The organism is Klebsiella ornithinolytica (assembly GCF_030505655.1).
Taxonomy (GTDB): domain Bacteria; phylum Pseudomonadota; class Gammaproteobacteria; order Enterobacterales; family Enterobacteriaceae; genus Klebsiella; species Klebsiella ornithinolytica.
Genome location: NZ_CP130153.1, coordinates 179,029 through 203,956, shown reverse-complemented (window position 1 = coordinate 203,956; position 24,928 = coordinate 179,029). Strand labels below are relative to the sequence as shown.

Here is a 24,928-nt window from a genome sequence, read left to right as displayed (position 1 = left end):
TATTTCGTGCTGGATACGTGTGGATTTAAAGGAAGGGATCAGTATACCCGCTGGCTGCGAGATATACAGTACGAAACGGCGCTGTTTAAATAAAATTGCGGAAATTAACGCCATCACGCGGCATCAGGGGCCGATTTAGCGCATAGAAAGATGTAAAAACTGCCCGTCTGGATCGAAAGAACAGATAAAGTGCTCATTCTGCGATGTCAGCCCCGATAGCTCGTAGCTCCCCTGGAACTGCTCGAAGCGGCTAACGTCGACCATGCGGGGCCCCGTGCTGTAGCGTTTTGCCGCCTGATCCTTGCAAAGTTGCTCCATGTTCAGGGTAATTTGCGGCGTAATCCGCGCACGTTGCGCTTTCTGCACCGGCTGAGGCGGCTGTTGGCTGCAGCCCGCCAGCAGGAGCAATAACAGTCCAGAAAAGAAATATTTCATCACTATTTTCCTCAACCGCCTTGTTAGCAAATTGTTATCGTGCAGGTTACGTGAAATTACCGGGGCATTGTGCGAATCTCTCCGCATCTCTACAAGAGCGTCGCGGCAAACTCGGAATTTTCCATTGCGACGTGGCCGGCCTGGAGGAGTCAGACCCTCTTTAAGAAGGAGCAACTGAGGTACCGATGCAGGAAAAAATAAACTGGATAACAAGTTTGCGCGGCATCGCATGCCTGATGGTGGTGATGATTCACAGCACAACCTGGTATATCACTCACCCTCATGCCATCAGCTTGCTGAACTGGGACATCGCCAACCTGCTTAATTCGGCTTCCCGCGTCAGCGTTCCGCTGTTTTTCATGATCTCCGGCTATCTGTTTTTCGGTGAGCGCAGCGCCCAACCGCGACATTTTCTGCGGATCGTACTGTGCGTGGTGTTTTACAGCGCCCTGTCCCTGCTCTACATCACGCTGTTCACCCATATCAACGTGGTGCTGTCGCTGAAGCATTTGCTGCAAAAGCCGGTGTTCTACCATCTGTGGTTTTTCTTCGCGATTATCGTCATTTACCTGCTCTCACCGTTGCTGCAGGTTAAGCAGGTCAGCGGCAAGATGCTGCTGATTCTGATGCTGGTAATTGGTCTTCTGGCAAACCCCAACATGGTGTCGGTTAAGGCTGGCGGCATCGAATGGCTACCGCTCAATCTCTATATCAACGGCGATACGTTTTACTATGTTCTGTATGGCGTGCTGGGGCGGGCGATCGGCATGATAGATACCGATAAAAAGTGGCTCACGCTGCTGTGCGCCGCGCTTTTCGCTACCGCGGTGTGGGTCATTTCCCGCGGGACACTGCATGAGCTGAAGTGGCGCGGCGACTTCGGCGATACCTGGTACTTGTATTGCGGGCCGGCGGTTTTTGTCTGCGCGATAACCCTGCTCACGCTGGTGAAGAATACCCTTAATACACGTCCGCTTCCTGCCCTGGCGCTGATTGCGCGCCATTCGCTGGGGATCTACGGATTTCATGCCCTGATTATTCATGCGTTACGCGCCAGCGGGCTGGAGCTGACGCGCTGGCCGCTGCTGGATATCTTCTGGATTTTCGGCGCAGCGTTGGGGGGCAGCCTGCTGCTGTCGATGCTGGTACAGCGCCTGGATAGCCGACGCCTGGTCAGCTAGCGCGGCGTAAACGTTAACCCGCCCCATCCGGGGCGGACGTTTATGACGACATCAGAGGCAGCAGCTGCTGATAAATCTGCCGGAACGTTTCGCGGCGCGGCGCATAGCGAGCAACACGCCCGGCATCCGGTCGATGAGCCTGTTCCAGCGGCAGCTGCGGCAGCAGATCTGAAAAAGCCGCCTCTTTGTGCTGCGCCAGCTGCGCTAACCGGGCGGCCCCAAGCGCAGGTCCAACGTCGCCGCCGGTACGGTAATCCAGCTGCTGGCCGCTGATATCAGCCAGCATCTGCCGCCACCAGGCGCTGCGGGCGCCGCCGCCAATCAGAGTGATGCTCTGCGGGGTCACGCCGCAGGCATGCACCACATCCATCCCATCTGCTAATGCGTAACCCACCCCTTCCAGTACCGCACGCGCCAGTTCTGCCGGGCCGTGCTGATGCGTCAGGCCAAAAAACACGCCTTTAGCATGAGGGTTGTTATGCGGCGTGCGCTCGCCGGAAAGATAGGGCAAAAACCAGATGGGATCGGCATTTTCACTCGCCGATTCCGCCGCCGCCAGCAGCGCAGGCACCGTACCGAGACCGGTCAGTTTTGCCGCCCAGTCGAGGCAGGAAGCGGCGCTCAACATCACCGACATCAAATGCCAGCGTCCCGGCAGGGCGTGGCAAAAGCTGTGTACGGCGCTTTCAGGTTTGCTGAGAAAACCATTGCTGACGGCAAAATAGACCCCGGAGGTTCCCAGGGACAACATCGCCTGTCCGGCATCCGCCATGCCGACGCCTACCGCACCGGCAGCATTATCGCCGCCGCCAGCGACCACCAGCGCCTGCGGCATATTCCACGCCTGGGCGATAGCGGGGCGCAGTGTTCCCGTCACTTCACAGCCTTCAAATAACGCCGGCATATTATCGCGGCTCAGGCCGCAGGCGGCGAGCAGCTCATCGCTCCAGTCGCGTTTGGCCACATCCAGCCACATCGTCCCGGCGGCGTCCGACATATCGCTGGCAAACTCACCGGTCATGCGCAGGCGGAGATAATCTTTCGGCAACAGCACCTTATCGACCTGGCGGAAGATATCGGGTTCATGGTGCTGCACCCAAAGTAATTTTGGCGCCGTAAACCCCGGCATCATCAGGTTACCGGCAATTTGCCGCGAGCGGCTTACCGCTTTTTCCAGCTGGACACACTCGTCGCCGCTGCGGCCGTCATTCCACAAAATAGCCGGGCGCAGCACCCGCTGATGTTTATCCAGCAGCGTTGCGCCGTGCATCTGCCCGGCGATCCCTACCGCTTTTACATCGCGCAGAGCGTGCTGTTCACCCAACGCTTTCATTGCGCGGTCCGTCGCCTGCCACCAGTGCTCCGGGTCTTGCTCGGACCATAGCGGGTGTGGGCGCGATACGGTGAGGGGCGCAGTGTGCGAAGCCAGCACCTCACCTTGCTCATTGAGCAAAATGGCCTTGACGCCCGAGGTGCCCAAATCAATCCCGATGTACATACGGTCTCTCCTTAACAGTGCGCCACGGCTAACCGTGGCGCAAGAAAGCGTGCTCTCACTCATACCCGGCAACGCCGGGTATCCTTATTACTTATCAAAGAGATAATGGTTAACCAGGTTTTCCAGCTGCTCCTGATGGCCGCTCTGATGCTGGGGAGCCAGATTATGCTGCGCCGCGTACTGCGCAATCTCCGTCAGCGTCATCTGCCCTTTCAGGATTTGCTGACCCAGGTCGCCATTCCAGCCGGCATAGCGTTTCGCGACCCGCTTATCCAGCTCGCCCTCTTCGATCATACGGGCCGCCACTTTCAGAGACAGCGCCATCGTATCCATCGCCCCAATATGACCATAGAACAGATCGTATTTATCGGTGCTCTGACGACGAACTTTGGCATCAAAATTCAGGCCGCCGGTGGTAAAGCCACCGGCTTTAAGAATTTCATACATCACCAGGGCATTCTCTTCCACGCTGTTCGGGAACTGATCGGTATCCCAGCCCAGCTGCGGATCGCCGCGGTTGGCATCCACGGAGCCGAACAGACCCAGCGCAATAGCGGTCGCAATCTCATGGTGGAAGGAGTGTCCGGCCAGGGTCGCATGGTTCGCTTCGATATTCAGTTTGATCTCTTTTTCGAGGCCAAACTGCTTGAGGAAACCGTAGACGGTAGAGGCATCATAATCGTACTGATGTTTGGTCGGTTCCTGCGGTTTTGGCTCAATCAGCAGCGTGCCCTGGAAGCCGATTTTATGTTTGTGTTCCACCACCAGCTGCATAAAGCGACCAATTTGCTCGCGCTCCTGGCGCAGATCGGTATTGAGCAGGGTTTCGTAGCCTTCGCGGCCGCCCCACAGAACATAGTTTTCCCCGCCCAGTTTGTGTGTGGCATTCATGGCGGTCACCACCTGAGTCGCCGCCCAGCTGAAAACCTCTGGATCCGGGTTGGTTGCCGCTCCAGCGCCGTAACGCGGGTTGGTAAAGCAGTTTGCCGTCCCCCACAGCAGCTTCACGCCGCTCTGTTCTTGCTTCGCCGCCAGGACATCGACCATCCGGGCAAAATTGTCCAGATACTCCTTCAACGACGCCCCTTCCGGAGAGACATCCACATCATGGAAGCAGTAGTACGGCACATTAAGCTTATGGAAAAACTCAAAGGCGACGTCGGCTTTACGTTTCGCCATTTCCAGCGCCTCGCCCGGCTGCTGCCACGGACGATTGAAGGAGCCCACGCCAAACATATCTGCCCCGTTCCAGCAGAAGGTATGCCAGTAGCAGGCGGCAAACCGCAGATGCTCTTCCATGCGCTTGCCCAGCACCATCTCGTCCGGGTTATAGTGACGGAACGCGAGCGGGTTGGTGGTTTTTGGGCCTTCATAACGAACGCGATCGAGTTGATCGAAATAGGTTTGCATAATGAACTCCATATTCAGGGAATGCGGCGGGTAACAAGTCATAAGCCAATATAGAATTCATGTTTTACTTTCCTCAATTACGTTATTTCACACCGCGATTGAGAGAATCCACAAACGTGCGCCAGATCGCACAACTGAATATTATCAACGCCCTCTCCACCATCCTTTCAATGACATATCAACGATATAGCTGTTTTATTTATTTTTAAAAACCAGATCGCGGTCATAAATCAGAAAACAAACTAAATTTCGTAATCCCAAAATAAGCACAGATAATTGCCAGTCCTCCGTTCACTGTTAAGAATCTACTACGTATCAGGCCGTTTCTTTACCCCGTTCGTCTTATCCTGCACTTTACAAAAAAGGCTGATTATTATGAAGATAAAGAACCTTTGCCTCACGCTCTGTGCTTCGCTCCTGCTGACCAGTATGGCGGGGATTGCGAAAGAAGTTAAGATTGGTATGGCCATTGACGATCTCCGCCTTGAGCGCTGGCAGAAAGACCGCGATATATTTGTCAACAAAGCCGAATCATTAGGCGCGAAAGTATTTGTTCAGTCCGCCAATGGTAATGAAGAAACACAAATGTCGCAAATTGAAAATATGATAAACCGCGGCGTTGATGTTCTGGTTATTATTCCCTACAACGGTCAGGTCTTAAGCAATGTGATTAAAGAAGCGAAACAGGAAGGTATTAAAGTTCTGGCCTACGACCGTATGATAAACAACGCAGATATTGATTTCTACATTTCCTTTGATAATGAAAAAGTGGGCGAAATGCAGGCCCAAAGCCTGGTGGATAAAACCCCTCAGGGAAATTACTTTCTGATGGGTGGTTCTCCGGTGGATAATAACGCCAAGCTGTTCCGTGCCGGACAAATGAAAGTCCTCAAGCCTTATATTGACGAAGGTAAAATTAAGATCGTTGGCGACCAGTGGGTTGACGGCTGGCTGCCGGAAAATGCATTAAAAATTATGGAGAACGCCCTCACCGCTAACAATAACAAAATCGATGCGGTTGTCGCTTCCAACGATGCTACCGCCGGCGGCGCGATTCAGGCATTAAGCGCGCAGGGTCTGGCGGGGAAAGTCGCCATTTCCGGCCAGGATGCCGACCTTGCTGGCGTGAAGCGCATTATTTCCGGCACGCAGACCATGACCGTCTATAAACCGATTACCACCCTTGCCACCACCGCCGCTGAAATTGCTGTCGAGCTCGGCAATGATAAAGCGCCGCATGCTGATACCTCGTTGAATAACGGACTTAAAGATGTCCCGTCCCGCCTGCTCACCCCGATCGAAGTGAATAAAGACAATATTGAACAGACGGTCATCAAAGACGGTTTCCACAAAAAGAGCGAATTATAATTCCTGACGCCCCTCGCCGGGGCGTCATTCTCGTCCAGCCGGATATCGCTTATGCGGAGCATCTATGTCCTGGTTACTAGAAATGAAAAATATCACCAAAACCTTCGGGACCGTGAAGGCGGTAGACAATATCAGCCTGCGGCTTAACGCCGGAGAAGTTGTCTCACTTTGCGGCGAAAACGGTTCTGGTAAATCCACGCTCATGAAAGTCCTGTGCGGAATTTATCCGCACGGCAGCTATGACGGTGAAATTATTTTCGCCGGTGAAACGCTTAAGCCCAATCATATTCGCGACACCGAACGCAAAGGTATCGCCATTATTCACCAGGAGCTCGCGCTGGTTAAGCACCTGAGCGTTCTGGAGAATATTTTTCTTGGCGCGGAAATCTCCCGCTATGGTCTCCTTGATTATGAAACCATGACCCTGCGCTGCCAGAAGCTGCTGGCGCAGGTGAATTTAACGATTTCACCCGATACCCGCGTCGGCGATCTCGGGCTGGGGCAGCAACAGCTGGTTGAAATTGCCAAAGCGCTCAATAAGCAGGTGCGTTTATTAATACTTGATGAACCCACCGCCTCATTAACCGAGCAGGAAACGGCCATTCTGCTGGATATCATTCGCGATCTGCAGGCCCACGGCATCGCCTGTATTTATATTTCCCACAAGTTGAATGAGGTGAAAGCCATCTCAGACACCATCTGCGTCATTCGCGACGGCCAGCATATCGGCACCCGCGACGCCAGCGGCATGAATGAAGATGATGTGATAACCATGATGGTTGGCCGCGAACTCACCGCCCTCTACCCGAACGAGCCGCACGCCTGCGGCGACGAAATTCTACGCGTCGAGCATTTGACCGCCTGGCACCCGGTCAACCGGCACATTAAGCGGGTCAACGATATCTCTTTTTCACTGCGTCGCGGTGAAATCCTCGGCATTGCCGGACTGGTCGGCGCCGGGCGTACCGAGGCCGTACAGTGCCTGTTTGGCGTCTGGCCGGGACGCTGGGAAGGGAAAGTGTTTATTGACGGTCAACCGGTGGCTATCCACCACTGCCAGCAGGCTATCGCCCACGGTATTGCCATGGTCCCTGAGGACCGTAAGAAAGACGGGATCGTGCCGGTGATGGCGGTAGGTAAGAACATCACTCTGGCGGCGTTAAGTCAGTTTACCGGCCCGCTGAGCAGCCTGGATGACGCCGGGGAGCAGCACTGTATCCAGCAATCTATCCAGCGGCTGAAAATCAAAACGTCATCGCCAGAGCTGGCCATTGGCCGCCTGAGCGGCGGCAATCAACAGAAAGCGATTCTGGCCCGCTGCCTGTTGCTGAATCCGCGCATCCTGATTCTCGATGAACCCACTCGCGGTATCGATATCGGTGCGAAATACGAAATCTACAAATTGATTAATCAGCTGGTGCAGCAGGGGATCGCCGTCATCGTCATCTCATCAGAGCTGCCGGAAGTTCTCGGGTTAAGCGATCGGGTGCTGGTCATGCATGAAGGCAAGCTGAAAGCCAATTTAGTCAATCATCATCTGACCCAGGAGCAGGTGATGGAAGCCGCGTTGAGGAGCGAACACCATGTCGAAAAACACGTCGTCTGAGATAAAAATCATCCCGCCCGCCCCTGCCGGTCTGTCTGGATTCAAAGGGCTGAACCTTCAGGTTTTTGTGATGATCGCCGCGATTGTGGTGATTATGCTGTTCTTCACCTGGGCCACCGAAGGCGCCTATTTAAGCGCGCGAAACATTTCTAACCTGCTGCGGCAGACGGCGATCACCGGCATCCTGGCGGTCGGGATGGTGTTCGTCATTATTTCCGCCGAAATCGATCTTTCCGTGGGCTCGATGATGGGGTTGCTCGGCGGCGCGGCGGCAATTTTTGACGTCTGGCTCGGCTGGCCGCTGCCGCTGACCATTGCGGTCACCCTGGTGATGGGGCTGGTACTCGGCGCCTGGAACGGCTGGTGGGTCGCCTACCGTAAAGTCCCGTCGTTTATCGTCACCCTCGCCGGAATGCTGGCGTTCCGCGGTATTCTGATCGGGATAACCAACGGCACCACCGTCTCCCCCACCAGCCCGGCCATGTCGCAAATTGGACAAAGCTATCTGCCTGACGGCCTGGGTTTCGGTATCGGCGTCATTGGTATGGCGGCCTTTATTGTCTGGCAATGGCGCGGTCGCCTGCGTCGTCAATCCCTGGGATTAACCACATCAGCGCCAACCTCGACGGTGGCACGCCAGAGCATTACCGCGGTTATCGTGCTCGGCGCCATCTGGCTATTAAACGATTATCGCGGCGTCCCGACGCCGGTTCTCATCCTGGCAGCTCTGCTGCTGGCGGGGATGTTTATGGCCACCCGAACGGCCTTTGGCCGGCGAATTTATGCCATTGGCGGTAACCTGGAAGCGGCACGCCTGTCGGGGATTAGCGTTGAACGAACCAAGCTGGCCGTTTTCGCCATCAATGGTCTGATGGTGGCCATCGCCGGTCTGATCCTCAGTTCGCGTCTCGGTGCCGGTTCGCCTTCAGCCGGTAACATCGCCGAGCTGGATGCTATCGCCGCCTGCGTTATCGGCGGCACCAGCCTCGCCGGCGGGGTAGGCAGCGTCGCCGGCGCCGTCATGGGGGCATTTATCATGTCGGCGCTGGATAATGGTATGAGCATGATGGACGTCGCCACCTTCTGGCAGTACATCGTCAAAGGTGCCATTTTACTGCTGGCGGTATGGATGGATTCGGCGACAAAGCGCAGAACGTAAGCCCGCTTAATGGAAGAATGCCCGAATTCTATGCGCTACCACCAGATTTACGCATAAGACGCTTGTCATGATTCGGGCATTGGCCGGTATTGTATGGCCAGAAAGAGAGACCAGGAAAAGAGACTATGTTTGCAAAGCGCCACCGTATTACGCTGCTATTCAATGCCAACAAAGCCTACGACCGACAGGTGGTCGAGGGGGTAGGAGAATATTTACAGGCATCGCAACAGGAATGGGATATCTTCATCGAAGAGGATTTTCGGGCGCGTATCGAGAATATCAGGGAGTGGCTGGGCGACGGCGTGATTGCTGATTATGACGACCCGGAAATCGAAAGACTGCTGGCCGACGTCGAGGTCCCGATTGTCGGCGTCGGCGGCTCCTACCATCGCCCCGAATGCTATCCCCCGGTGCACTATATTGCGACGGATAACGCCGCGCTGGTCGAAAGCGCCTTCCTGCATCTGAAAGAAAAGGGCGTCCAGCGCTTCGCCTTTTACGGGCTGCCCACTTCCAGCGGAAAACGCTGGGCTGTCGAGCGCGAACACGCGTTTTGCCAGCTGGTCGCGAAGGAGAAATATCGCGGCGTGGTTTACCAGGGGCTGGAGACCGCGCCGGAAAACTGGCAACACGCGCAGAACCGTCTCGCGGACTGGCTGCAAACGCTCCCCCCGCAAACCGGAATCATCGCCGTGACCGATGCCCGCGCTCGCCACGTGCTTCAGGCCTGCGAGCTGCTGCATATTCCGGTGCCGGAAAAGCTGTGCGTCATCGGTATTGATAATGAAGAGCTGACCCGCTACCTGTCGCGCGTGGCGCTCTCCTCCGTCGCGCAGGGAACCCGGCAGATGGGTTACCAGGCGGCCAAGCTGCTGCATCGACTGCTGGATAAAGAGCCGCTGCCGCTGCAGCGCCGGCTGGTGCCACCGATGCGCGTCGTTGAACGACGCTCTACGGACTATCGTTCGCTCACCGACCCGTCGGTGATTCAGGCGATGCACTACATCCGCAATAACGCCTGCAAAGGCATCAAGGTCGAGCAGGTGCTGGATGCCGTCGGTATCTCCCGCTCTAACCTCGAGAAGCGCTTCAAGGAGGAGGTCGGCGACACCATTCACTCCATCATTCACAGAGAGAAACTCGAAAAGGCCCGCAGCCTGCTGGTCTCCACCACGCTATCGATTAATGAAATTTCGCAAATGTGCGGCTATCCGTCGCTGCAATATTTCTATTCGGTATTTAAGAAAGAGTACGACGTGACGCCGAAGGAGTACCGGGATCGGCACAGTGAAGTGATGATGTAGGGCCGGTGAGATGAAAAGAAAATGCCCGGGGCTTACGCTCCGGGCATTCGCTATTACATATGGGCAGCGATCAGCCGCTGGTTGTCCTGATACATCGCGAAGAGATAGTTGTTGTAGCTCGACCCTTTCGTCGAATAGCCCTTCAGCTTATGAATCATGGTGCTGGCCGTCACTTCCTGATCCGTTTTACGCAGCTGCGCGCGGGATTTACGGAAGGACTTGTATGCCGGATGCGTGTTCAGGTTCGTCACATAAGCCTGTACAGACTCCTCCACGGAATCAAACTGGGAGTAGCCTTTCATCGCACCGCGGCAGTTTCCGCCGCCGCATTTCATACCAAACAGATTGTTGTTCATCCGCGCCAGTTTGGACGTCCCCCAGCCGCTTTCCGCCGCCGCCATGGTCGCCACCATACTGTTCGGAATGATGTCAACGCGTTCCATCAGCGTGTTCCAGGGAATATGGCGCGTATTACCAGACCATTTCACCTTATAGCGTGCCGTAATATCCTTCAGACGCGTGCGCTCTGTCGGTGACCAGCGCGAGTCGTATTGCTTGGCAACAAGCCAGTTACGATCGGCGGTAATCACCTGATTCTGTTTAGTAATATAAGGCATTACTGTCCGGAGAAACGCTTTTTTCCTTGGGGTTCCGGAAGGGTATTTTCGCAAATCAGGAAGTGAACTACTCTTTACACTATTGCGAGAATACTCTTGTTTACTGCTTACCTTAACTTGACTACTTTTCTTTACTTGTGAGGCTTTATGACTCGTTGTTGCTGTGTGGGTTGTTGCCAACACACTACCTGAAAATATGCAGGTAAGTAACATGAGTATCGCAGCCCCATATCGTCGCATGGGAATCGATATCATTAGGTCTCCTGGTCGGATTTAATCATTCCAACACCTTGTTTTACGCAAAAAAACGTTAATTGAGTCGCGAATAGTATCAAAAATACCCAGTGAGAGCACTAACAGAAATAGTCCAATTCCTAAAAGCTGTCATCTGAAATCGGTTTCCGCGCCGTCATCAGGGGGCAAAAATGCTAGCGCCGTCTCATTTTTTGCCTGTTTTTTGACCGCTGTCACTCACCCCTTTTTGTCATCCCTGCAAAAGCGCAGATGGGATGAGTTCATTACCCGCTTTGCCGGGCAAACTGAACAAAAAACCGCTCACAGGACTCCAGAATGAAACTCGCTGCGCTAGCGTCGCTCTTGTTGCCAGGAATGGCCTTCGCCGCCTGGACCACCGCCGATTTTCCGGCCTTTACCGAAGAGGGCACCGGCAGGTTTATCAGTCAAAACGAGGTGGCGAAGGGTACACGTCCGCTACAAATTAATTTTGACCAACAGTGCTGGCAGCCCGTCGGCGCCATCAAACTCAACCAGATGCTCTCCATGGAACCCTGCCGCGGCACCCCTGCACAGTGGCGGGTCTTCCGCGAAGGTCGCTACACGCTTGAAGTCGATACTCGCTCCGGTACGCCGACGCTGATGCTTTCTCTGGAGGAAAAAGAGGCGGCGACAGCTTCCGCGCCGCAGCTGCGTCAGTGTCCAAAATGGGATGGTAAGCCGCTGACGCTGGATGTCAGCAAGACCTTTGCCGAGGGCAGCAAAGTCCGTGATTTCTACAGCGGCAATGTCGCCACGGTCAGCGCCGGGAAAATTACGCTGCAGCCGGCCCCCAACAGCAATGGTTTATTGCTGCTTGAAAGTGCGGAAACCACCGCCGACGCGCCTTTCAACTGGCATAACGCCACCGTCTATTTCGTGCTGACCGACCGTTTCGTCAACGGTAACCCGGCCAACGACAACAGCTATGGACGCCACAAAGACGGTATGCAGGAAATCGGCACCTTCCACGGCGGCGACCTGCAAGGGCTGACCAGCAAACTCGACTACCTGAAAGCGTTGGGCGTTAACGCACTGTGGATAAGCTCGCCGCTGGAACAAATTCACGGCTGGGTCGGCGGCGGAACCAAGGGCGATTTCCCGCATTACGCCTACCACGGCTACTACGCCCAGGACTGGACAAAGCTGGATGCCAATATGGGTACTGAGGAGGATTTGCGTCGCCTTGTCGATGAGGCGCACAAGCGCGGTATTCGCATCCTGTTCGATGTGGTGATGAACCACACCGGCTACGCCACCCTCGCCGATATGCAGACGTTCAAATTCGGCTCGCTGTATCTGCAGGGCGACGAACTGAAAAAAACGCTCGGGGAACACTGGACCAACTGGAAACCCGGCCCGGGACAGACCTGGCACAGCTTCAACGACTACATCAACTTCAGCGATAAAGCCGGCTGGGAAAAATGGTGGGGGAAAAAATGGATTCGTACCGATATCGGCGACTACGACAACCCAGGCTTTGACGATCTGACCATGTCCCTGGCTTTTCTGCCGGATCTGAAAACCGAATCAACCGCCCCTTCCGGGCTGCCGAATTTCTATCAACAAAAGCCTGATACGGCGGCAAAAGTGATTCCAGGCTATACGCCGCGCGATTATCTGACCCACTGGTTGAGTCAGTGGGTACGTGATTACGGCATTGACGGCTTCCGCGTCGATACCGCCAAACACGTCGAGCAGGCTGCCTGGCAGCAGTTGAAAACCCAGGCCACTGCGGCGCTGGCGGAATGGAAAAAGGCCAATCCGGATAAAGCGCTGGATAACGCGCCTTTCTGGATGACCGGTGAAGCCTGGGGTCATGGGGTAATGCAGAGCGATTACTACCGCCACGGTTTTGATGCGATGATTAACTTCGACTACCAGGATCAGGCGGCGAAAGCGTCAGGCTGTCTCTCCAGTATTGACCTGACCTGGCAGCAGATGGCGGATAAACTGCAGACGTTTAACGTTCTGAGCTACCTCTCCTCCCACGACACGCGCCTGTTCCGCGAAGGCGGCAGCACTGCGGCAGAACTGCTGCTGCTCGCACCAGGCGCGGTACAGCTCTTCTATGGCGATGAGTCCGCGCGGCCATTCGGACCTACCGGCTCAGATCCGTTGCAGGGGACACGTTCGGATATGAACTGGCAGGACGTCGAGGGTAAAGCCGCGCTCAGCGTCACCCACTGGCAGAAACTCGGCCAGTTCCGCGCCCGCCACCCGGCAATCGGGATGGGTAAACAAACCACGCTCTCTATGCCGCAAGGTTACGGTTTCGTCCGTGAAAACGCCGATGACAAAGTCATGGTGGTATGGGCAGGCCAACGATAGCCCCGCTTCTGATGGCTCCCCGATCTCTTTGGGGAGCCTTTGCAGAATAAAAAACTAATCCCCATCGATAATCCAGCATAAAAATGAAATCTTCGACTTTCCTGCCGATTTGCACCGCGTCGAGGCTGGCGTTATGGTTATCCACTTTCCAGGAAGACCGATAGATTATCCGCAATGACATTTTCACTTTTCGGCGACAAATTCACCCGTCATTCAGGCATCACCCGCTTGATGGAAGACCTCAATGACGGCCTGCGCACGCCGGGCGCAATCATGCTGGGCGGCGGTAATCCCGCGCAGATCCCGGAAATGAACGAATACTTCCAGAACCTGCTGGCTGACATGCTCGCCAACGGCAAAGCCCTTGATGCGCTTTGTAATTACGACGGTCCGCAGGGAAAAAGCGAGCTGCTGACCGTGCTGGCGCAGATGCTGCGTGAAGAGCTGGGCTGGGAGATCGAACCACAGAATATTGCGCTAACAAATGGCAGTCAGAGTGCGTTTTTCTACTTATTTAACCTCTTTGCCGGGTGCCGTGCGGATGGCACTACCCGCAAAGTCCTGTTCCCGCTGACGCCGGAATATATCGGCTACGCCGACTCGGGCCTCGAAGAGGATCTGTTTGTCGCCACCCGCCCGAATATCGAGCTGCTGCCAGAAGGCCAGTTTAAATACCACGTCGATTTCGAGCATCTGCAGGTCACCGAAGAGACGGGGATGATTTGTGTCTCTCGCCCGACCAACCCGACCGGTAACGTGATTACCGACGAAGAGCTGATCAAACTGGATGCGCTGGCTCACCAACACGGCGTCCCGCTGGTGATTGATAACGCGTATGGCGTGCCTTTCCCGGGAATTATTTTCAGCGACGCCAGGCCGCTCTGGAACCCGAATATTGTGCTGTGTATGAGCCTGTCCAAGCTGGGCCTGCCGGGCAGCCGCTGCGGGATCATCATAGCCAATGAGAAAATCATTACCGCCATCAGCAACATGAACGGGATTATCAGCCTTGCGCCGGGCGGAATGGGGCCGGCGATGATGTGCGAAATGATCAAACGTCATGACCTGCTGCGCCTGTCGGAAACGGTCATCAAGCCGTTCTACTATCAGCGCGTACAGGAAACTATCGCCATTATCCGTCGCTATCTGCCGGAAGAACGCTGCCTGATTCATAAACCTGAAGGGGCGATTTTCCTCTGGCTGTGGTTTAAAGATCTGCCGATCTCCACCGAACTGCTGTACCAGCGGCTGAAAAAACGCGGTGTATTGATGGTTCCGGGCGACTACTTCTTCCCGGGGCTGGATAAACCCTGGCCGCACACGCATCAGTGCATGCGTATGAACTACGTGCCGGATCCGCAAAAAATCGAAGCGGGCGTGCAAATCCTCGCCGAAGAGATTGAGCGGGCCTGGAGTGAACAGGGCGCCGCGTAACCGGCTCATCGCCATCGGCCAACCCGTAGCCCGGACAGGCGCGCCAGCGCCGCTTCCGGGGAACACGCCGCAAGCATCATCGCTACATCGCCAGCGCCATGCGCTGGCGACGCTCGGCGCTAAGTCTTTCCAGCTCGCTCGGTTCCATGCAGCGCAGCGCTTGGGTCGGACAGGCCGCCACGCAGGCCGGGCCTTCGTCGGTGTGGCTGCATAAATCGCATTTCAGCGCCTGCACCCCTTCCCCGGTCATCATCACGCTCATCGCCCCGTACGGGCAGGCCACCATACAGCTTTTACAGCCGATACAGCGCCGCTGGTCGACGCGCCAGACCCCACGGTCGCGCTGGATAGCCTCAACCGGACAGACATTGGCGCAGGGTGCGTCTTCACATTGCCGGCACAGGGTGGCCGTAGACAGCGCATCGCTTTTCACCACCCGGATACGGGGCGCAAACTGAGTCGCAGAAACCGTCGAACAACTTTGGTCGTGCTGATGGGAGACCACGCAGGCCACTTCACAGGTACGGCAGCCAATACACTTCTGGGCATCCGCGATGATAAAACGGTTCATCCACTGCTCCATTGGGGATAAAACGGCAGCGTGCCAGAAATATCCTCCTGCGCGCCTTGATCCTGAATGGAGTCAGCGGTTTTTTTCCGTTACGTCAGCGGAATTTGGATCTGCCTTAGCTTTCCCGTACGGCAAAACCCAGCTCACGTGAAATCGCCTCTGCGGTATCGCGCAGCGGTTTCAGCAAGTTCTTTTCGCCCACCTGCTTCAGGCGCGAGGTCGACAGGGAGATAGAAATTGCATAAGGCACCCGACGATGGATATCAAACACCGGGACCGCCAGACAGGAGACGCCTAGTTCGTTCTCTTCCCGGTCCATCGCCATATTGCGCTCGCGGATCTGCGCCAGCTCATCATGCATTGCGGGCAGCCCGGTGATGGTATTCCGGGTCAGTGGCTGAATAATATCCTGGTGAGTTTCCCAGTAGTTCTCGACATAGTCAGGGTGCCCAAAGGCCATGTAGATCTTGCCCATCGCCGAGCAGTACAGCGGCATATGCTGGCCGATATAGGCCCGCGTGCGCAGCATCCCGGTGGTGGGTTCCAGCTTGTAAATCAGAATGGCGTGGTCATCTTCCCGACTGGAGAAGTTCACCGTTTCGCCGGTAACCAGGTTCAACGTCTCGAGATGCGGCGCGGCAACGTGGATGATATTCAGCGAGGAGAGCGCTTTTTGCCCCACCGCAATGAACTTGGTGGTCAGCCGATAGCTACCGGCTGCGGGTGCGGGCGTCACATAGCCGCAGGATTGTAGCCCCTGCAACAGGCGATGGACGGTGCTTTTGTTCAGGCCCGCCAGCTCCGAAAGGTGCGCCAGCGGGCAACCGTTCGGATAGTTACTGAGGATTTCAATCAGCATCAACCCGCGGAACAGGCTCTGGCTTCCCGCAGGCCTTTCTTTGTCTTGCGTCATTTCTCTCTCTTTTGTGTCCATCGCGTCAGCTCCCCTTTTCGACCCGCACTGATGGTAGCGCAAAGTGTGTTTCACTTCACGATCTGAACAGAAATTTTGTAATTGACTGATTTTATTGAATTTCAAAAACAACCTCTTCGATTGCTTTGTGAAATCATGATCGATATATTTGAAATCAGATTTCGCATAGTGAAATTTATAGCGTGCAAAACGTTCTTTCCCACACGGCGGGAGGTCACCTTAAATGGCAGAAGCAGCAGTGTTGTCTCCGTTGTTATCCATGCGCCACATTATCAAGCGCTTTGGTGGAAATGTGGCGGTCAATAACGTCAGTCTGGATATTTATCCGGGCCAGGTTGTGGCACTGCTGGGAGAAAACGGTGCCGGTAAATCGACGCTGATTAAGGTGCTGGCGGGCGTCTATTCCCGCGATGGTGGCGAGATCCTGTTTCGCGGTCAGCCGGTGGATTCCGCCGCCGCGTTACGTCAGGGTAACGAACAGCCTATCGCCTTTATTCATCAGGACTTAGGCCTGGTAGAGTGGATGACCGTCGCCGAAAACATGGCGCTGGTGATGGGTTTCCCCCGTCGCTTCGGCCTGATTGACTGGGCGGCCACCAAACGCCAGGCGCAAAAAGCGCTGGAAGATATCGGCATTCAGCTCGACCCGGATGACCGCGTGTTTGATCTTTCCCGCACCGAAAAATCCCTGCTGGCGATTGCCCGCGCGGTGGCAGTTGACGCCTCGGTGCTGGTGCTCGATGAACCGACAGCCTCACTGCCTGCCGACGATGTCCGCCACCTGTTCCGCGTGATGAACATCCTGCGCGAGAAGCAGGTTGGCATGATTTACATCACCCACCGCCTGGATGAGGTGATGGAGATGGCGGATACCGTTTGCGCGATGCGCGACGGCTGCTACGCCGGGGGCGGCGATATCGCTCGCTATAGCTTGCGTGGTCTGGTCGAGCTGATTGTGGGCGAAAGCCTCGGCGGCGATCGGCGTCAGGCCTTACCCGATGCCAGCGCGCCGGTGCTGTTGAAAATGGACAACGTCAAAGTGGGCGATACCGGGCCGGTCTCCTTTGAGCTGCGTGCCGGTGAGATGGTGGCACTCGCCGGTCTGCGGGGTGCCGGTCAGGAAGAGATTGGACGTTTACTGTTTGCCTGCAGGCCGCAGGAGAGTGGACAAATCACGTTAAGTGGCGTGCCGTTTACGGCGACAACACCAGGGGAAGCGATGTCCGCAGGCATCTCTTTTGTCGCCGGCGACCGTCTTCATGAAAGCCTGATTCCGGGCATGATGGTGCGTGAAAACCTGTTTATGAACCCTTGTAAACACGGCCATGCGCTGTTTTCCCGCTATAACGAAAAAAGCGAAGCGCCGCTGAGCCGGGAGAAAATCCGCCAGTTCGACGTGCGCCCTGCGCAGATAAATATTGAAATCAGTGCGCTGTCGGGCGGCAACCAGCAAAAAGTAGTCATGGCACGCTGGCTCTCGCTCAATGCCCCGCTGCTCATCCTGGAAGATCCTTCTGCTGGCGTTGATGTAGGCGCACGCGCAGAAATTTACGATTTACTCAATCAGGCGCTGCAAAACGGCGTTGCCATTCTGGTCATCTCCAACGACCTGGAAGAGGTAGCGCACATCTGTAACCGGGCATTGGTGTTTAACCGCGGGCAGATCGTCGGCGAACTTCTCAACCAGGATGTCACCTTTGCCAGATTGCTTGAGCTGGCATCAGGCAGCGGCACCATACATTAAGTCGGAGTGCGTTATGGCTAAAACATCAATGAAATCGACGGCCCTGGAATCACGCGTATCACTTCATGAACACGGTGCGGCTACCTGGCTTGGACAATTGACCACGCGTTACGGTTTACCCGCGATCTGCGTGGTGCTGGTTATCGTTTTTTCACTGACAACGCCTTCGTTTGCTTCCCTGTTGACGCTGCAGGCCATTCTCGATAGCAAATCGAAAATCGCCCTGCTGGCGCTAGCAGCAACCATCCCGATGATTGTTGGCAAAATCGACCTGAACGTCGGCTTCGGCATCGTGCTCTGGCACATCCTCGCCATTACTTTGCAGGTTGAATATGGTTTCTCCTGGCCCGTCGCTGTGGCGATCGTGCTGGTGCTCTCTGCGCTCTACGGTTTGCTGAACGGTATTCTGGTGGCGCTGGCGGATATCGACAGCTTTGTTGCGACCCTGGGTTCCGGTACGGTGCTGTACGCCATCGCGCTCTGGCACTCTGGCGGTCGGCAGATCGTCGGGGACTTACCGGACGCCTTTATCGCCCTGCATCACTCCGACCTGTTCGGCATTCCGGTGGTGGCCTTCTACGTCCTTTTTGCCGCCGTGGTGTTGTGGATCATCACCGAACATACCCCGATTGGTCGCTGCATGTATGCGGTGGGCGGCAACCCCGTCGCCGCAGCGCTCAACGGCATTTCCGTTAATCGTTACATCATCGGGGCATTTATGACTTCCAGCACCTTAACCGGCTTTACCGGGGTGATCATCGCCGCCGAGCAGGGTGTGGGCCAGGCCAGCGTCGGGATGGATTATCTGCTCCCGGCTCTGGTGGGTGCCTTCCTTGGCAGCACTACCATTCGTCCTGGCCGGGTGAACGTCTGGGGCACGGTGGTCGGTATTGCGGTGCTGGCGATAGGTATTGCGGGTATCCAGCAGTTCGGCGGCGCGTTTTGGGTCGAACCACTGTTTAACGGCGCGACGCTGCTGCTGTCGATTACCCTGGCAGGCTACGCCCAACGCCGTCGGGCATTAAATAAAAAACTGGTGCAGCGGGCACAATCGCCAGCATCGGGCTCCTCCGTTACCCAATGACTCTCGCGTAAGGAACTGAAAATGAATAAAAAAATAGTTCAATGCTGTCTGGCTGCCGGGTTGATGATGGCAAGTGGTTTCAGCCTCGCCGACGATGCCTTTGTTCAGCAAGCGAAAACGGCGATTGCCAAAGCGACCGCACCAGTCACCACATGGGACGGCCCAACCCAAGGTCCGGCGCTGCAGCCGAATAAGAAGATCATTTTCATCGCCTCGGACATGAAAAACGGCGGCGTGCTGGGCGTTAAAGAGGGACTGGAGGAAGCGGTGAAAGCCGCAGGCTGGCAGCTGGATGTACTGGATGGTGCAGGTTCGGTGAAAGATCAACTGGCGGCGCTAAACCAGGCGATCGCCCGTAAACCGGACGGTATCGTCATTGGCGGCTGGAACCCGAACGTCGCCAAAATTCCGCTGAAAAAAGCCGTGAAAGAGGGCATCGTGCTGACCGCATGGCACGCGGTTCCCGCGCCTGGCCCGGTTCCGGCTTACAACATTTTCTACAACGTGACCTCCGACTCGAATGACGTTTCGCGCATGGCGGCGCTGTATGCGGTGGCGAAATCCAACGGCACCGCCAAAGTGCTGATTTTCACCGACTCGCTGTACCAAATCGCGCTGGATAAAGCCAACGCGATGAAGAAGGTGATTGAGCAATGCAGCGGTTGCCAGGTGGTGGAGTTTATCGATACCCCGCTGGCCGATACCTCCAACCGCATGCCGGGCATGACCTACAGCCTGATCCAAAAATATGGCGATAAATTCGAATACTCGCTGGCGATTAACGACCTGTACTTCGACTTTATGGCCCCTGCCCTGCAAACCGCGGGCAAAGGCAGCGGAGATAAACCACCGTACAACATCTCCGCTGGCGACGGTTCCGTCACCGCCTACCAGCGCGTACGTGAAGGCAAAGCGCAGATCGCAACCGTACCAGAACCGTTGAAACTGCACGGCTGGCAGCTGCTGGATGAATTTAACCGCGCCTTCGCGGGCAAAGCGCCGTCTGGTTATGTCACCCCGGCGCATCTGGTAACCAAAGAGAACATCGCCGCCGACGGCGGCCAGAACAACGAATTCGACCCGGACAACCATTATCGCGATCGCTACAAAGCCATCTGGGGCGTGAAGTGAAATGTTAGCCGTCACGGGAAGTATTGAACGCCTGTGCTCACCGGCGATCTGGGCGGAAGGCCCGGTGTGGCTGGCAGACCAGCAGTGCCTGATTTTCAGCGATGTGAAAGGCAACAGAATGTTCCGTTGGGATGCGCAAAATGGCGTCAGCGTGTTTCGTGCCGAATCCCACTTTGCCAACGGCAACGCGCGGGACTTACAAGGGCGCTTGTTAACCTGCGAGCACGGTCGGCGCGGGATCAGCCGTACCGACGCCGCAGGCAATCACACCCTGCTGGTGGATAAAGTCGATGGGCTGCGTTTTAACTCCCCCAACGATATCGCGGTGCGCCAGGACGGGTCGATTTGGTTTACCGATCCGCCCTACGGCATCGTCGGTGACGAAGAGGGCTATCGCGCCGCAAGTCAGGTCATTGGCTGCTACGTCTATCGCTTTGATGAAGCGCGTCACCAGGTCGCTATTGCCATCAGCGATACCCAGCGCCCCAACGGGCTGGCCTTTTCGCCAGATGATAAATGGCTATACGTGGCAGATATGTCGGTTATTGATTTTCCGAGCCAGGGTCGCCGGGAAATTCGTGCTTACCGTCTTGAAGGCGATAACGCGCTATTTTCCCACGTTGTAACCCAGGTCAAACCGGGTATTCCGGACGGATTTTGCGTCGACCAGGACGGGAATATTTACTGCAGCTGCGAAACGGGGATTTTGATTTTCTCCGCCGCAGGCGAATTACTGGACACCATTGCGGTCCCCGAGCGCGTCTCTAACTGCACCTTTGGTGGCCCCGACGGGAATGCGCTTTTTATTACGGCGACGACATCGCTGTACCGGGTGACCTTCACCCCGTCCCGCCTTCAGGGATAAACCAGAATCACACCGACACGCACCGGTCCTGCCGGCGTGTTTTTGCAACCCGACACTATTTAGTGGAATCACATTCCACTATGTGAAACATAAGATGTAATGGAGAAAACGTATGTTATTGAGTTTTTCTGACCTTAAAAATGAGTTTACCCGTGTCCTGCTGGCACGCGGCGTGGCGGCTGAAACTGCCGATGCCTGTGCAGAAATGTTCGCTCGCACCACCGAGTCAGGGGTCTATTCACACGGCGTAAACCGTTTCCCGCGCTTTATTCAGCAGCTGGAAAACGGCGATATCATCCCGGAGGCCCTGCCAAAACGTACCGCTTCATTGGGGGCAATTGAGCAGTGGGATGCCCAGCGTTCAATCGGTAACCTGACGGCGAAAAAAATGATGGATCGGGCTATTGAACTGGCTTCTGACCACGGTATTGGTCTGGTTGCGGTACGCAACGCCAACCACTGGATGCGCGGCGGCAGCTACGGCTGGCAGGCGGCGGAAAAAGGCTACATCGGTATCTGCTGGACCAACTCCATTGCCGTGATGCCGCCGTGGGGCGCCAAAGAGTGCCGCATCGGGACGAACCCACTGATCGTCGCTATTCCGTCGACGCCGATCACCATGGTGGACATGTCAATGTCGATGTTCTCCTACGGCATGCTGGAAGTGAACCGTCTGGCGGGCCGCCAGCTGCCGGTTGACGGCGGCTTCGATGACGAAGGCAACCTGACCAAAGACCCGGCACCCATCGAGAAAAACCGCCGTATTCTGCCGATGGGCTACTGGAAAGGTTCAGGCCTCTCCATTGTGCTGGACATGATCGCCACCCTGCTCTCCGATGGCGCTTCCGTTGCTGCAGTAACTGAAGACAACAGTGACGAATTCAACATTTCGCAAGTCTTTATCGCTATCGAAGTGGACAAGCTGATCGACGGAGCCACTCGCGACGCCAAGCTGCAACGCATCATGGATTACATCACCAGCGCCGAACGTGCCGACGAAAACGTGCCGGTCCGTCTGCCCGGTCATGAGTTTTCCCGTCTGCTGGAAGAGAACCGCCGCAACGGCATCACCGTTGATGACAGCGTGTGGGCAAAAATCAAAGCGCTGTAAGGAATATCATCATGATTTATGGACATATTTCCCAACCCAACGCCTGCCGGTACCCGGCGGCGATTGAAAAAGCACTGGATTTTTTGCGCACCACGGACTTCAGCAAGCTGGAGACCGGGGTGGTCGAAATCGAGGGGCGCACGATCTTCGCGCAGATCCTCGACCTGACCACCCGCCCGCACGATGAATTGCGCCCGGAAGTACACCGCCGCTACCTGGATATCCAGTTTTTATATTCCGGTGAAGAGCAGATCGGTGTTGCTATCGATACCGGCAATAATGTCGTCAGTGAAGAATTACTTGAGCAGCGGGATATTATTTTCTATCACCACAGCGAAAATGAATCGTTAATAGAAATGAGGCCGGGGAACTACGCCATATTTTTCCCGCAGGATGTTCACCGACCAGCCTGTAATAAACACCGGGCAACGGCAATCAGGAAAATAGTGGTTAAAGTTGCTATTTCCGCTTTAGATTAATCCGTAATTTATTTGTCGCACGACGATAAATAAAAGGAGTGAAAAATGGAAAGAAATGACGCCGGTTATATCATCGGCGCATATCCTTGTGCGCCCTCATTTCACCAAAAGAGCGAACAAGAAGAGACGGAATTCTGGCGCTTACTCGCGGACACGCCCCACATCCGTGGGCTCGAGCAGCCATGCCATGAGAATTTTCACCCCTATGGCGATGAGTGGTTGCTCCAGCATACGCCGCAGGAGTGGCAGATGGTGGTGACTGCCATCCCGGAAACCATGCGTCGCCGTGGCGGCGGCAACACGGCTTTCGGCCTGGCCTCCAGCGATGAAGAACAGCGCCTGGCATGCATCGAATTCCATCGTCATTTACACAACAAAATCAATGCGCTAAACAAACGTTTTGCTGGCAAGGTGATCGCCCTGGAACTGCAGGCGGCGCCGCTTGCAGGCAATGCGAACGTAGAGCAGGCAACCGATGCTTTCGCCCGCTCAATCAAAGAGATTGCGGCCTGGGACTGGTCATGCTCACTCGTACTGGAACATTGTGATGCCATGAACCAGCCGGCGCCACGCAAAGGCTTTTTGCCGCTGGAAAACGTGCTGGAGGTCCTGGCAGGTTACCGCATTGATATCTGTATCAACTGGGCGCGGTCGGCGATTGAAGGGCGTAACGCCGCCCTGCCGCTGACGCACGCTCAGGCGGTACATGCCGCAGGAAAACTGGGGGCGCTGATGTTCTCTGGCACCGCGACCGAAGGGCCGTATGGCGAATGGACTGACCTGCACACACCGTTCGCCCCGTTCTGCCCGCACAGCCTGTTAACGGCGGCGCACGCCAAAGAATTATTTAATGTGGCTGATTCAGCAAAATTACAGTTTGCCGGTATTAAGTTACTGGAAATTGATGAGAATGCTGATGCGAATCATCGCATAGCCATATTACGCGATGGCATTAACGCGTTAAACATAGCCCAACAATAAATATAAAGCGTCAATTTAATCGCAACGTCAGTTACTTTAAACACGAGATTAATATGAACACTTCCTCTTACGCTACAACCACGGATATTCCGCGCCAACGCTGGTTAAGAATTATTCCCCCTATTCTTATCGCGTGTATTATTTCCTATATGGACCGGGTCAACATTGCCTTTGCTATGCCCGGCGGGATGGATGCCGAACTCGGTATTTCCGCCACCATGGCAGGGCTTGCGGGCGGGATATTCTTTATCGGCTATCTGTTTTTACAGGTGCCGGGCGGGAAAATCGCGGTCCACGGCAGCGGCAAGAAGTTTATTGGTTGGTCGCTGGTCGCCTGGGCGGTCATTTCGGTCCTGACCGGGTTAATCACCAACCAGTATCAGCTGCTGGTCCTGCGTTTCTTACTGGGTGTCGCCGAAGGGGGCATGCTGCCCGTGGTGCTGACGATGATCAGCAACTGGTTCCCGGATGCTGAACGTGGCCGCGCCAACGCGATTGTGATTATGTTTGTCCCGATTGCCGGCATTATTACCGCCCCGCTCTCCGGATGGATCATTACCATCCTCGACTGGCGCTGGCTGTTCATTATTGAAGGCTTGCTCTCAGTGGTGGTATTAGCCCTGTGGGCCTATACCGTCTACGACCGTCCGCAGGAAGCCCGGTGGATTTCTGAAGCCGAAAAGCGCTACCTGGTCGATACCCTCGCCGCCGAACAACGCGCCATCGCCGGAACCACCGTCAAAAATGCGTCTCTCAGCGCTGTACTGGCCGACAGAACCATGTGGCAACTGATCGCCCTGAATTTCTTCTATCAGACCGGTATTTACGGCTACACCCTGTGGCTCCCCACCATTCTCAAAGAGCTGACGCACAGCAGCATGGGGCAGGTTGGGATGCTCGCTATCCTGCCGTACGTCGGGGCGATTGCCGGGATGTTCCTGTTCTCTTCCCTCTCTGACCGTACCGGAAAACGCAAACTGTTCGTCTGCCTGCCGCTGGTTGGCTTTGCCCTGTGCATGTTCCTGTCGGTGGCGTTGAAAAACAACGTCTGGCTGGCCTATGCCGCGCTGGTGGGTTGTGGCTTCTTCCTGCAGTCCGCGGCGGGGGTGTTCTGGACCATTCCGGCCCGCTTGTTCAGCGCTGAAATGGCCGGCGGCGCCCGTGGCGTCATCAACGCCCTCGGCAACCTCGGTGGCTTCTGCGGTCCCTACGCGGTGGGCGTACTGATCACCCTTTACAGCAAAGACGCCGGCGTTTACTGCCTGGCGATCTCCCTGGCGCTGGCTGCGCTGATGGCCCTTCTGCTGCCGTCGAAATGCGATACCGGCGCAGCCCCGGTAAAGACGATGAGCCCACGTAAACACGCGGCGTAACCCCTGCCGGGGGGTCTGCGCCTCCCGGCAACAAAGAGA

21 protein-coding genes are annotated in these 24,928 nt (G+C 55.7%); 15 read left to right on the top strand and 6 right to left on the bottom strand.

Going from position 1 to position 24,928, the window contains the following annotated elements; genetic code table 11:
• Window positions 1-135: 135 nt before the first annotated feature.
• Entirely contained in the window at window positions 136-435 is a 300-nt protein-coding gene (locus Q1L34_RS00950) for a YsaB family lipoprotein (RefSeq protein ID WP_004868812.1), read from the bottom strand.
• A 185-nt stretch (window positions 436-620) separates the two neighbouring features.
• Here Q1L34_RS00950 and Q1L34_RS00945 point away from each other — a divergent pair, with 185 nt between their 5' ends.
• Complete coding sequence (locus Q1L34_RS00945) at window positions 621-1,616, top strand: acyltransferase (protein WP_015585539.1); 996 nt, start codon at window positions 621-623, stop codon at window positions 1,614-1,616.
• A 40-nt stretch (window positions 1,617-1,656) separates the two neighbouring features.
• Here the strand turns inward: Q1L34_RS00945 and xylB are convergent, their stop codons facing one another.
• Together xylB and xylA are read right to left on the bottom strand one after the other, a co-directional pair.
• Complete coding sequence (gene xylB, locus Q1L34_RS00940; protein WP_004868816.1) at window positions 1,657-3,114, bottom strand: xylulokinase; 1,458 nt, start codon at window positions 3,112-3,114, stop codon at window positions 1,657-1,659.
• A gap of 87 nt (window positions 3,115-3,201) precedes the next feature.
• Window positions 3,202-4,524, bottom strand: a complete 1,323-nt coding sequence (xylA, locus tag Q1L34_RS00935; protein ID WP_004868817.1) for a xylose isomerase — start codon at window positions 4,522-4,524, stop codon at window positions 3,202-3,204.
• Between the two features lie 375 nt (window positions 4,525-4,899).
• Here xylA and xylF point away from each other — a divergent pair, with 375 nt between their 5' ends.
• From xylF to xylR, 4 genes are all read left to right on the top strand, one after another.
• Entirely contained in the window at window positions 4,900-5,892 is a 993-nt protein-coding gene (gene xylF / locus Q1L34_RS00930) for a D-xylose ABC transporter substrate-binding protein (RefSeq protein ID WP_004868818.1), read from the top strand.
• Window positions 5,893-5,956: 64 nt separating this feature from the next.
• Window positions 5,957-7,498, top strand: coding sequence for a xylose ABC transporter ATP-binding protein (locus Q1L34_RS00925; RefSeq protein WP_004868819.1), 1,542 nt, complete (start codon window positions 5,957-5,959; stop codon window positions 7,496-7,498).
• Window positions 7,476-8,657, top strand: coding sequence for a xylose ABC transporter permease XylH (xylH, locus tag Q1L34_RS00920; protein ID WP_004868822.1), 1,182 nt, complete (start codon window positions 7,476-7,478; stop codon window positions 8,655-8,657). The genes Q1L34_RS00925 and xylH overlap by 23 nt, the downstream gene beginning before the upstream one ends.
• A gap of 125 nt (window positions 8,658-8,782) precedes the next feature.
• Entirely contained in the window at window positions 8,783-9,961 is a 1,179-nt protein-coding gene (gene xylR / locus Q1L34_RS00915) for a D-xylose utilization transcriptional activator XylR (RefSeq protein WP_004868824.1), read from the top strand.
• A gap of 53 nt (window positions 9,962-10,014) precedes the next feature.
• On the opposite strand, the gene Q1L34_RS00910 is transcribed toward xylR, so the two are convergent.
• Complete coding sequence (locus Q1L34_RS00910) at window positions 10,015-10,833, bottom strand: protein bax (RefSeq protein ID WP_071824661.1); 819 nt, start codon at window positions 10,831-10,833, stop codon at window positions 10,015-10,017.
• A gap of 315 nt (window positions 10,834-11,148) precedes the next feature.
• Between Q1L34_RS00910 and Q1L34_RS00905 the strand changes: the two genes are divergently transcribed.
• A complete protein-coding gene (locus Q1L34_RS00905) occupies window positions 11,149-13,182 on the top strand; it encodes an alpha-amylase (RefSeq protein ID WP_004868828.1) in 2,034 nt (677 codons plus the stop codon).
• Window positions 13,183-13,356: 174 nt separating this feature from the next.
• Complete coding sequence (gene avtA, locus Q1L34_RS00900) at window positions 13,357-14,616, top strand: valine--pyruvate transaminase (RefSeq protein ID WP_327204331.1); 1,260 nt, start codon at window positions 13,357-13,359, stop codon at window positions 14,614-14,616.
• 82 nt (window positions 14,617-14,698) lie between these two features.
• Here the strand turns inward: avtA and Q1L34_RS00895 are convergent, their stop codons facing one another.
• Both Q1L34_RS00895 and yiaJ read right to left on the bottom strand, forming a co-directional pair.
• On the bottom strand, window positions 14,699-15,187 hold the full coding sequence (locus Q1L34_RS00895) for a 4Fe-4S binding protein (protein ID WP_004868835.1): 489 nt from the start codon (window positions 15,185-15,187) through the stop codon (window positions 14,699-14,701).
• A 115-nt stretch (window positions 15,188-15,302) separates the two neighbouring features.
• Entirely contained in the window at window positions 15,303-16,121 is an 819-nt protein-coding gene (yiaJ, locus tag Q1L34_RS00890) for an IclR family transcriptional regulator YiaJ (protein ID WP_004868836.1), read from the bottom strand.
• A gap of 223 nt (window positions 16,122-16,344) precedes the next feature.
• Here yiaJ and Q1L34_RS00885 point away from each other — a divergent pair, with 223 nt between their 5' ends.
• The 8 genes from Q1L34_RS00885 (at window position 16,345) to Q1L34_RS00850 (ending at window position 24,889) form a co-directional block, all read left to right on the top strand.
• Window positions 16,345-17,865, top strand: coding sequence for a sugar ABC transporter ATP-binding protein (locus Q1L34_RS00885; protein ID WP_004868839.1), 1,521 nt, complete (start codon window positions 16,345-16,347; stop codon window positions 17,863-17,865).
• A 13-nt stretch (window positions 17,866-17,878) separates the two neighbouring features.
• Window positions 17,879-18,949: an ABC transporter permease gene (locus Q1L34_RS00880; RefSeq protein ID WP_044023579.1), complete on the top strand. Its 1,071-nt coding sequence runs from the start codon at window positions 17,879-17,881 to the stop codon at window positions 18,947-18,949.
• A 63-nt stretch (window positions 18,950-19,012) separates the two neighbouring features.
• Window positions 19,013-20,080 carry an ABC transporter substrate-binding protein gene (locus Q1L34_RS00875; RefSeq protein WP_225612327.1) on the top strand — a complete coding sequence of 356 codons (1,068 nt, stop codon included), beginning with the start codon at window positions 19,013-19,015 and terminating at the stop codon, window positions 20,078-20,080.
• A gap of 1 nt (window position 20,081) precedes the next feature.
• On the top strand, window positions 20,082-20,945 hold the full coding sequence (locus Q1L34_RS00870; RefSeq protein WP_004868844.1) for an SMP-30/gluconolactonase/LRE family protein: 864 nt from the start codon (window positions 20,082-20,084) through the stop codon (window positions 20,943-20,945).
• Between the two features lie 112 nt (window positions 20,946-21,057).
• On the top strand, window positions 21,058-22,056 hold the full coding sequence (yiaK, locus tag Q1L34_RS00865; protein ID WP_004868847.1) for a 3-dehydro-L-gulonate 2-dehydrogenase: 999 nt from the start codon (window positions 21,058-21,060) through the stop codon (window positions 22,054-22,056).
• Between the two features lie 11 nt (window positions 22,057-22,067).
• Entirely contained in the window at window positions 22,068-22,535 is a 468-nt protein-coding gene (locus Q1L34_RS00860) for a NanQ anomerase/TabA/YiaL family protein (protein ID WP_004868849.1), read from the top strand.
• A 45-nt stretch (window positions 22,536-22,580) separates the two neighbouring features.
• Window positions 22,581-23,516: a DUF4862 family protein gene (locus Q1L34_RS00855; RefSeq protein ID WP_044350498.1), complete on the top strand. Its 936-nt coding sequence runs from the start codon at window positions 22,581-22,583 to the stop codon at window positions 23,514-23,516.
• A 53-nt stretch (window positions 23,517-23,569) separates the two neighbouring features.
• Window positions 23,570-24,889, top strand: coding sequence for an MFS transporter (locus Q1L34_RS00850; RefSeq protein ID WP_099844445.1), 1,320 nt, complete (start codon window positions 23,570-23,572; stop codon window positions 24,887-24,889).
• Window positions 24,890-24,928: the final 39 nt, after the last annotated feature.

Bases quoted from the DNA above. Each gene is read 5' to 3' on its own strand.
- yiaJ (WP_004868836.1), bottom strand. From the start codon at position 16,121: ATGGACACAAAAGAGAGAGAAATGACGCAAGACAAAGAAAGGCCTGCG.
- xylB (WP_004868816.1), bottom strand. From the start codon at position 3,114: ATGTACATCGGGATTGATTTGGGCACCTCGGGCGTCAAGGCCATTTTG.
- Q1L34_RS00925 (WP_004868819.1), top strand. From the start codon at position 5,957: ATGTCCTGGTTACTAGAAATGAAAAATATCACCAAAACCTTCGGGACC.
- avtA (WP_327204331.1), top strand. From the start codon at position 13,357: ATGACATTTTCACTTTTCGGCGACAAATTCACCCGTCATTCAGGCATC.
- Q1L34_RS00885 (WP_004868839.1), top strand. From the start codon at position 16,345: ATGGCAGAAGCAGCAGTGTTGTCTCCGTTGTTATCCATGCGCCACATT.
- xylA (WP_004868817.1), bottom strand. From the start codon at position 4,524: ATGCAAACCTATTTCGATCAACTCGATCGCGTTCGTTATGAAGGCCCA.
- xylF (WP_004868818.1), top strand. From the start codon at position 4,900: ATGAAGATAAAGAACCTTTGCCTCACGCTCTGTGCTTCGCTCCTGCTG.
- xylR (WP_004868824.1), top strand. From the start codon at position 8,783: ATGTTTGCAAAGCGCCACCGTATTACGCTGCTATTCAATGCCAACAAA.
- Q1L34_RS00945 (WP_015585539.1), top strand. From the start codon at position 621: ATGCAGGAAAAAATAAACTGGATAACAAGTTTGCGCGGCATCGCATGC.
- Q1L34_RS00910 (WP_071824661.1), bottom strand. From the start codon at position 10,833: ATGATATCGATTCCCATGCGACGATATGGGGCTGCGATACTCATGTTA.
- Q1L34_RS00870 (WP_004868844.1), top strand. From the start codon at position 20,082: ATGTTAGCCGTCACGGGAAGTATTGAACGCCTGTGCTCACCGGCGATC.
- Q1L34_RS00850 (WP_099844445.1), top strand. From the start codon at position 23,570: ATGAACACTTCCTCTTACGCTACAACCACGGATATTCCGCGCCAACGC.
- Q1L34_RS00855 (WP_044350498.1), top strand. From the start codon at position 22,581: ATGGAAAGAAATGACGCCGGTTATATCATCGGCGCATATCCTTGTGCG.
- xylH (WP_004868822.1), top strand. From the start codon at position 7,476: ATGTCGAAAAACACGTCGTCTGAGATAAAAATCATCCCGCCCGCCCCT.
- Q1L34_RS00880 (WP_044023579.1), top strand. From the start codon at position 17,879: ATGGCTAAAACATCAATGAAATCGACGGCCCTGGAATCACGCGTATCA.
- Q1L34_RS00875 (WP_225612327.1), top strand. From the start codon at position 19,013: ATGATGGCAAGTGGTTTCAGCCTCGCCGACGATGCCTTTGTTCAGCAA.
- Q1L34_RS00860 (WP_004868849.1), top strand. From the start codon at position 22,068: ATGATTTATGGACATATTTCCCAACCCAACGCCTGCCGGTACCCGGCG.
- Q1L34_RS00895 (WP_004868835.1), bottom strand. From the start codon at position 15,187: ATGAACCGTTTTATCATCGCGGATGCCCAGAAGTGTATTGGCTGCCGT.
- Q1L34_RS00905 (WP_004868828.1), top strand. From the start codon at position 11,149: ATGAAACTCGCTGCGCTAGCGTCGCTCTTGTTGCCAGGAATGGCCTTC.
- Q1L34_RS00950 (WP_004868812.1), bottom strand. From the start codon at position 435: ATGAAATATTTCTTTTCTGGACTGTTATTGCTCCTGCTGGCGGGCTGC.
- yiaK (WP_004868847.1), top strand. From the start codon at position 21,058: ATGTTATTGAGTTTTTCTGACCTTAAAAATGAGTTTACCCGTGTCCTG.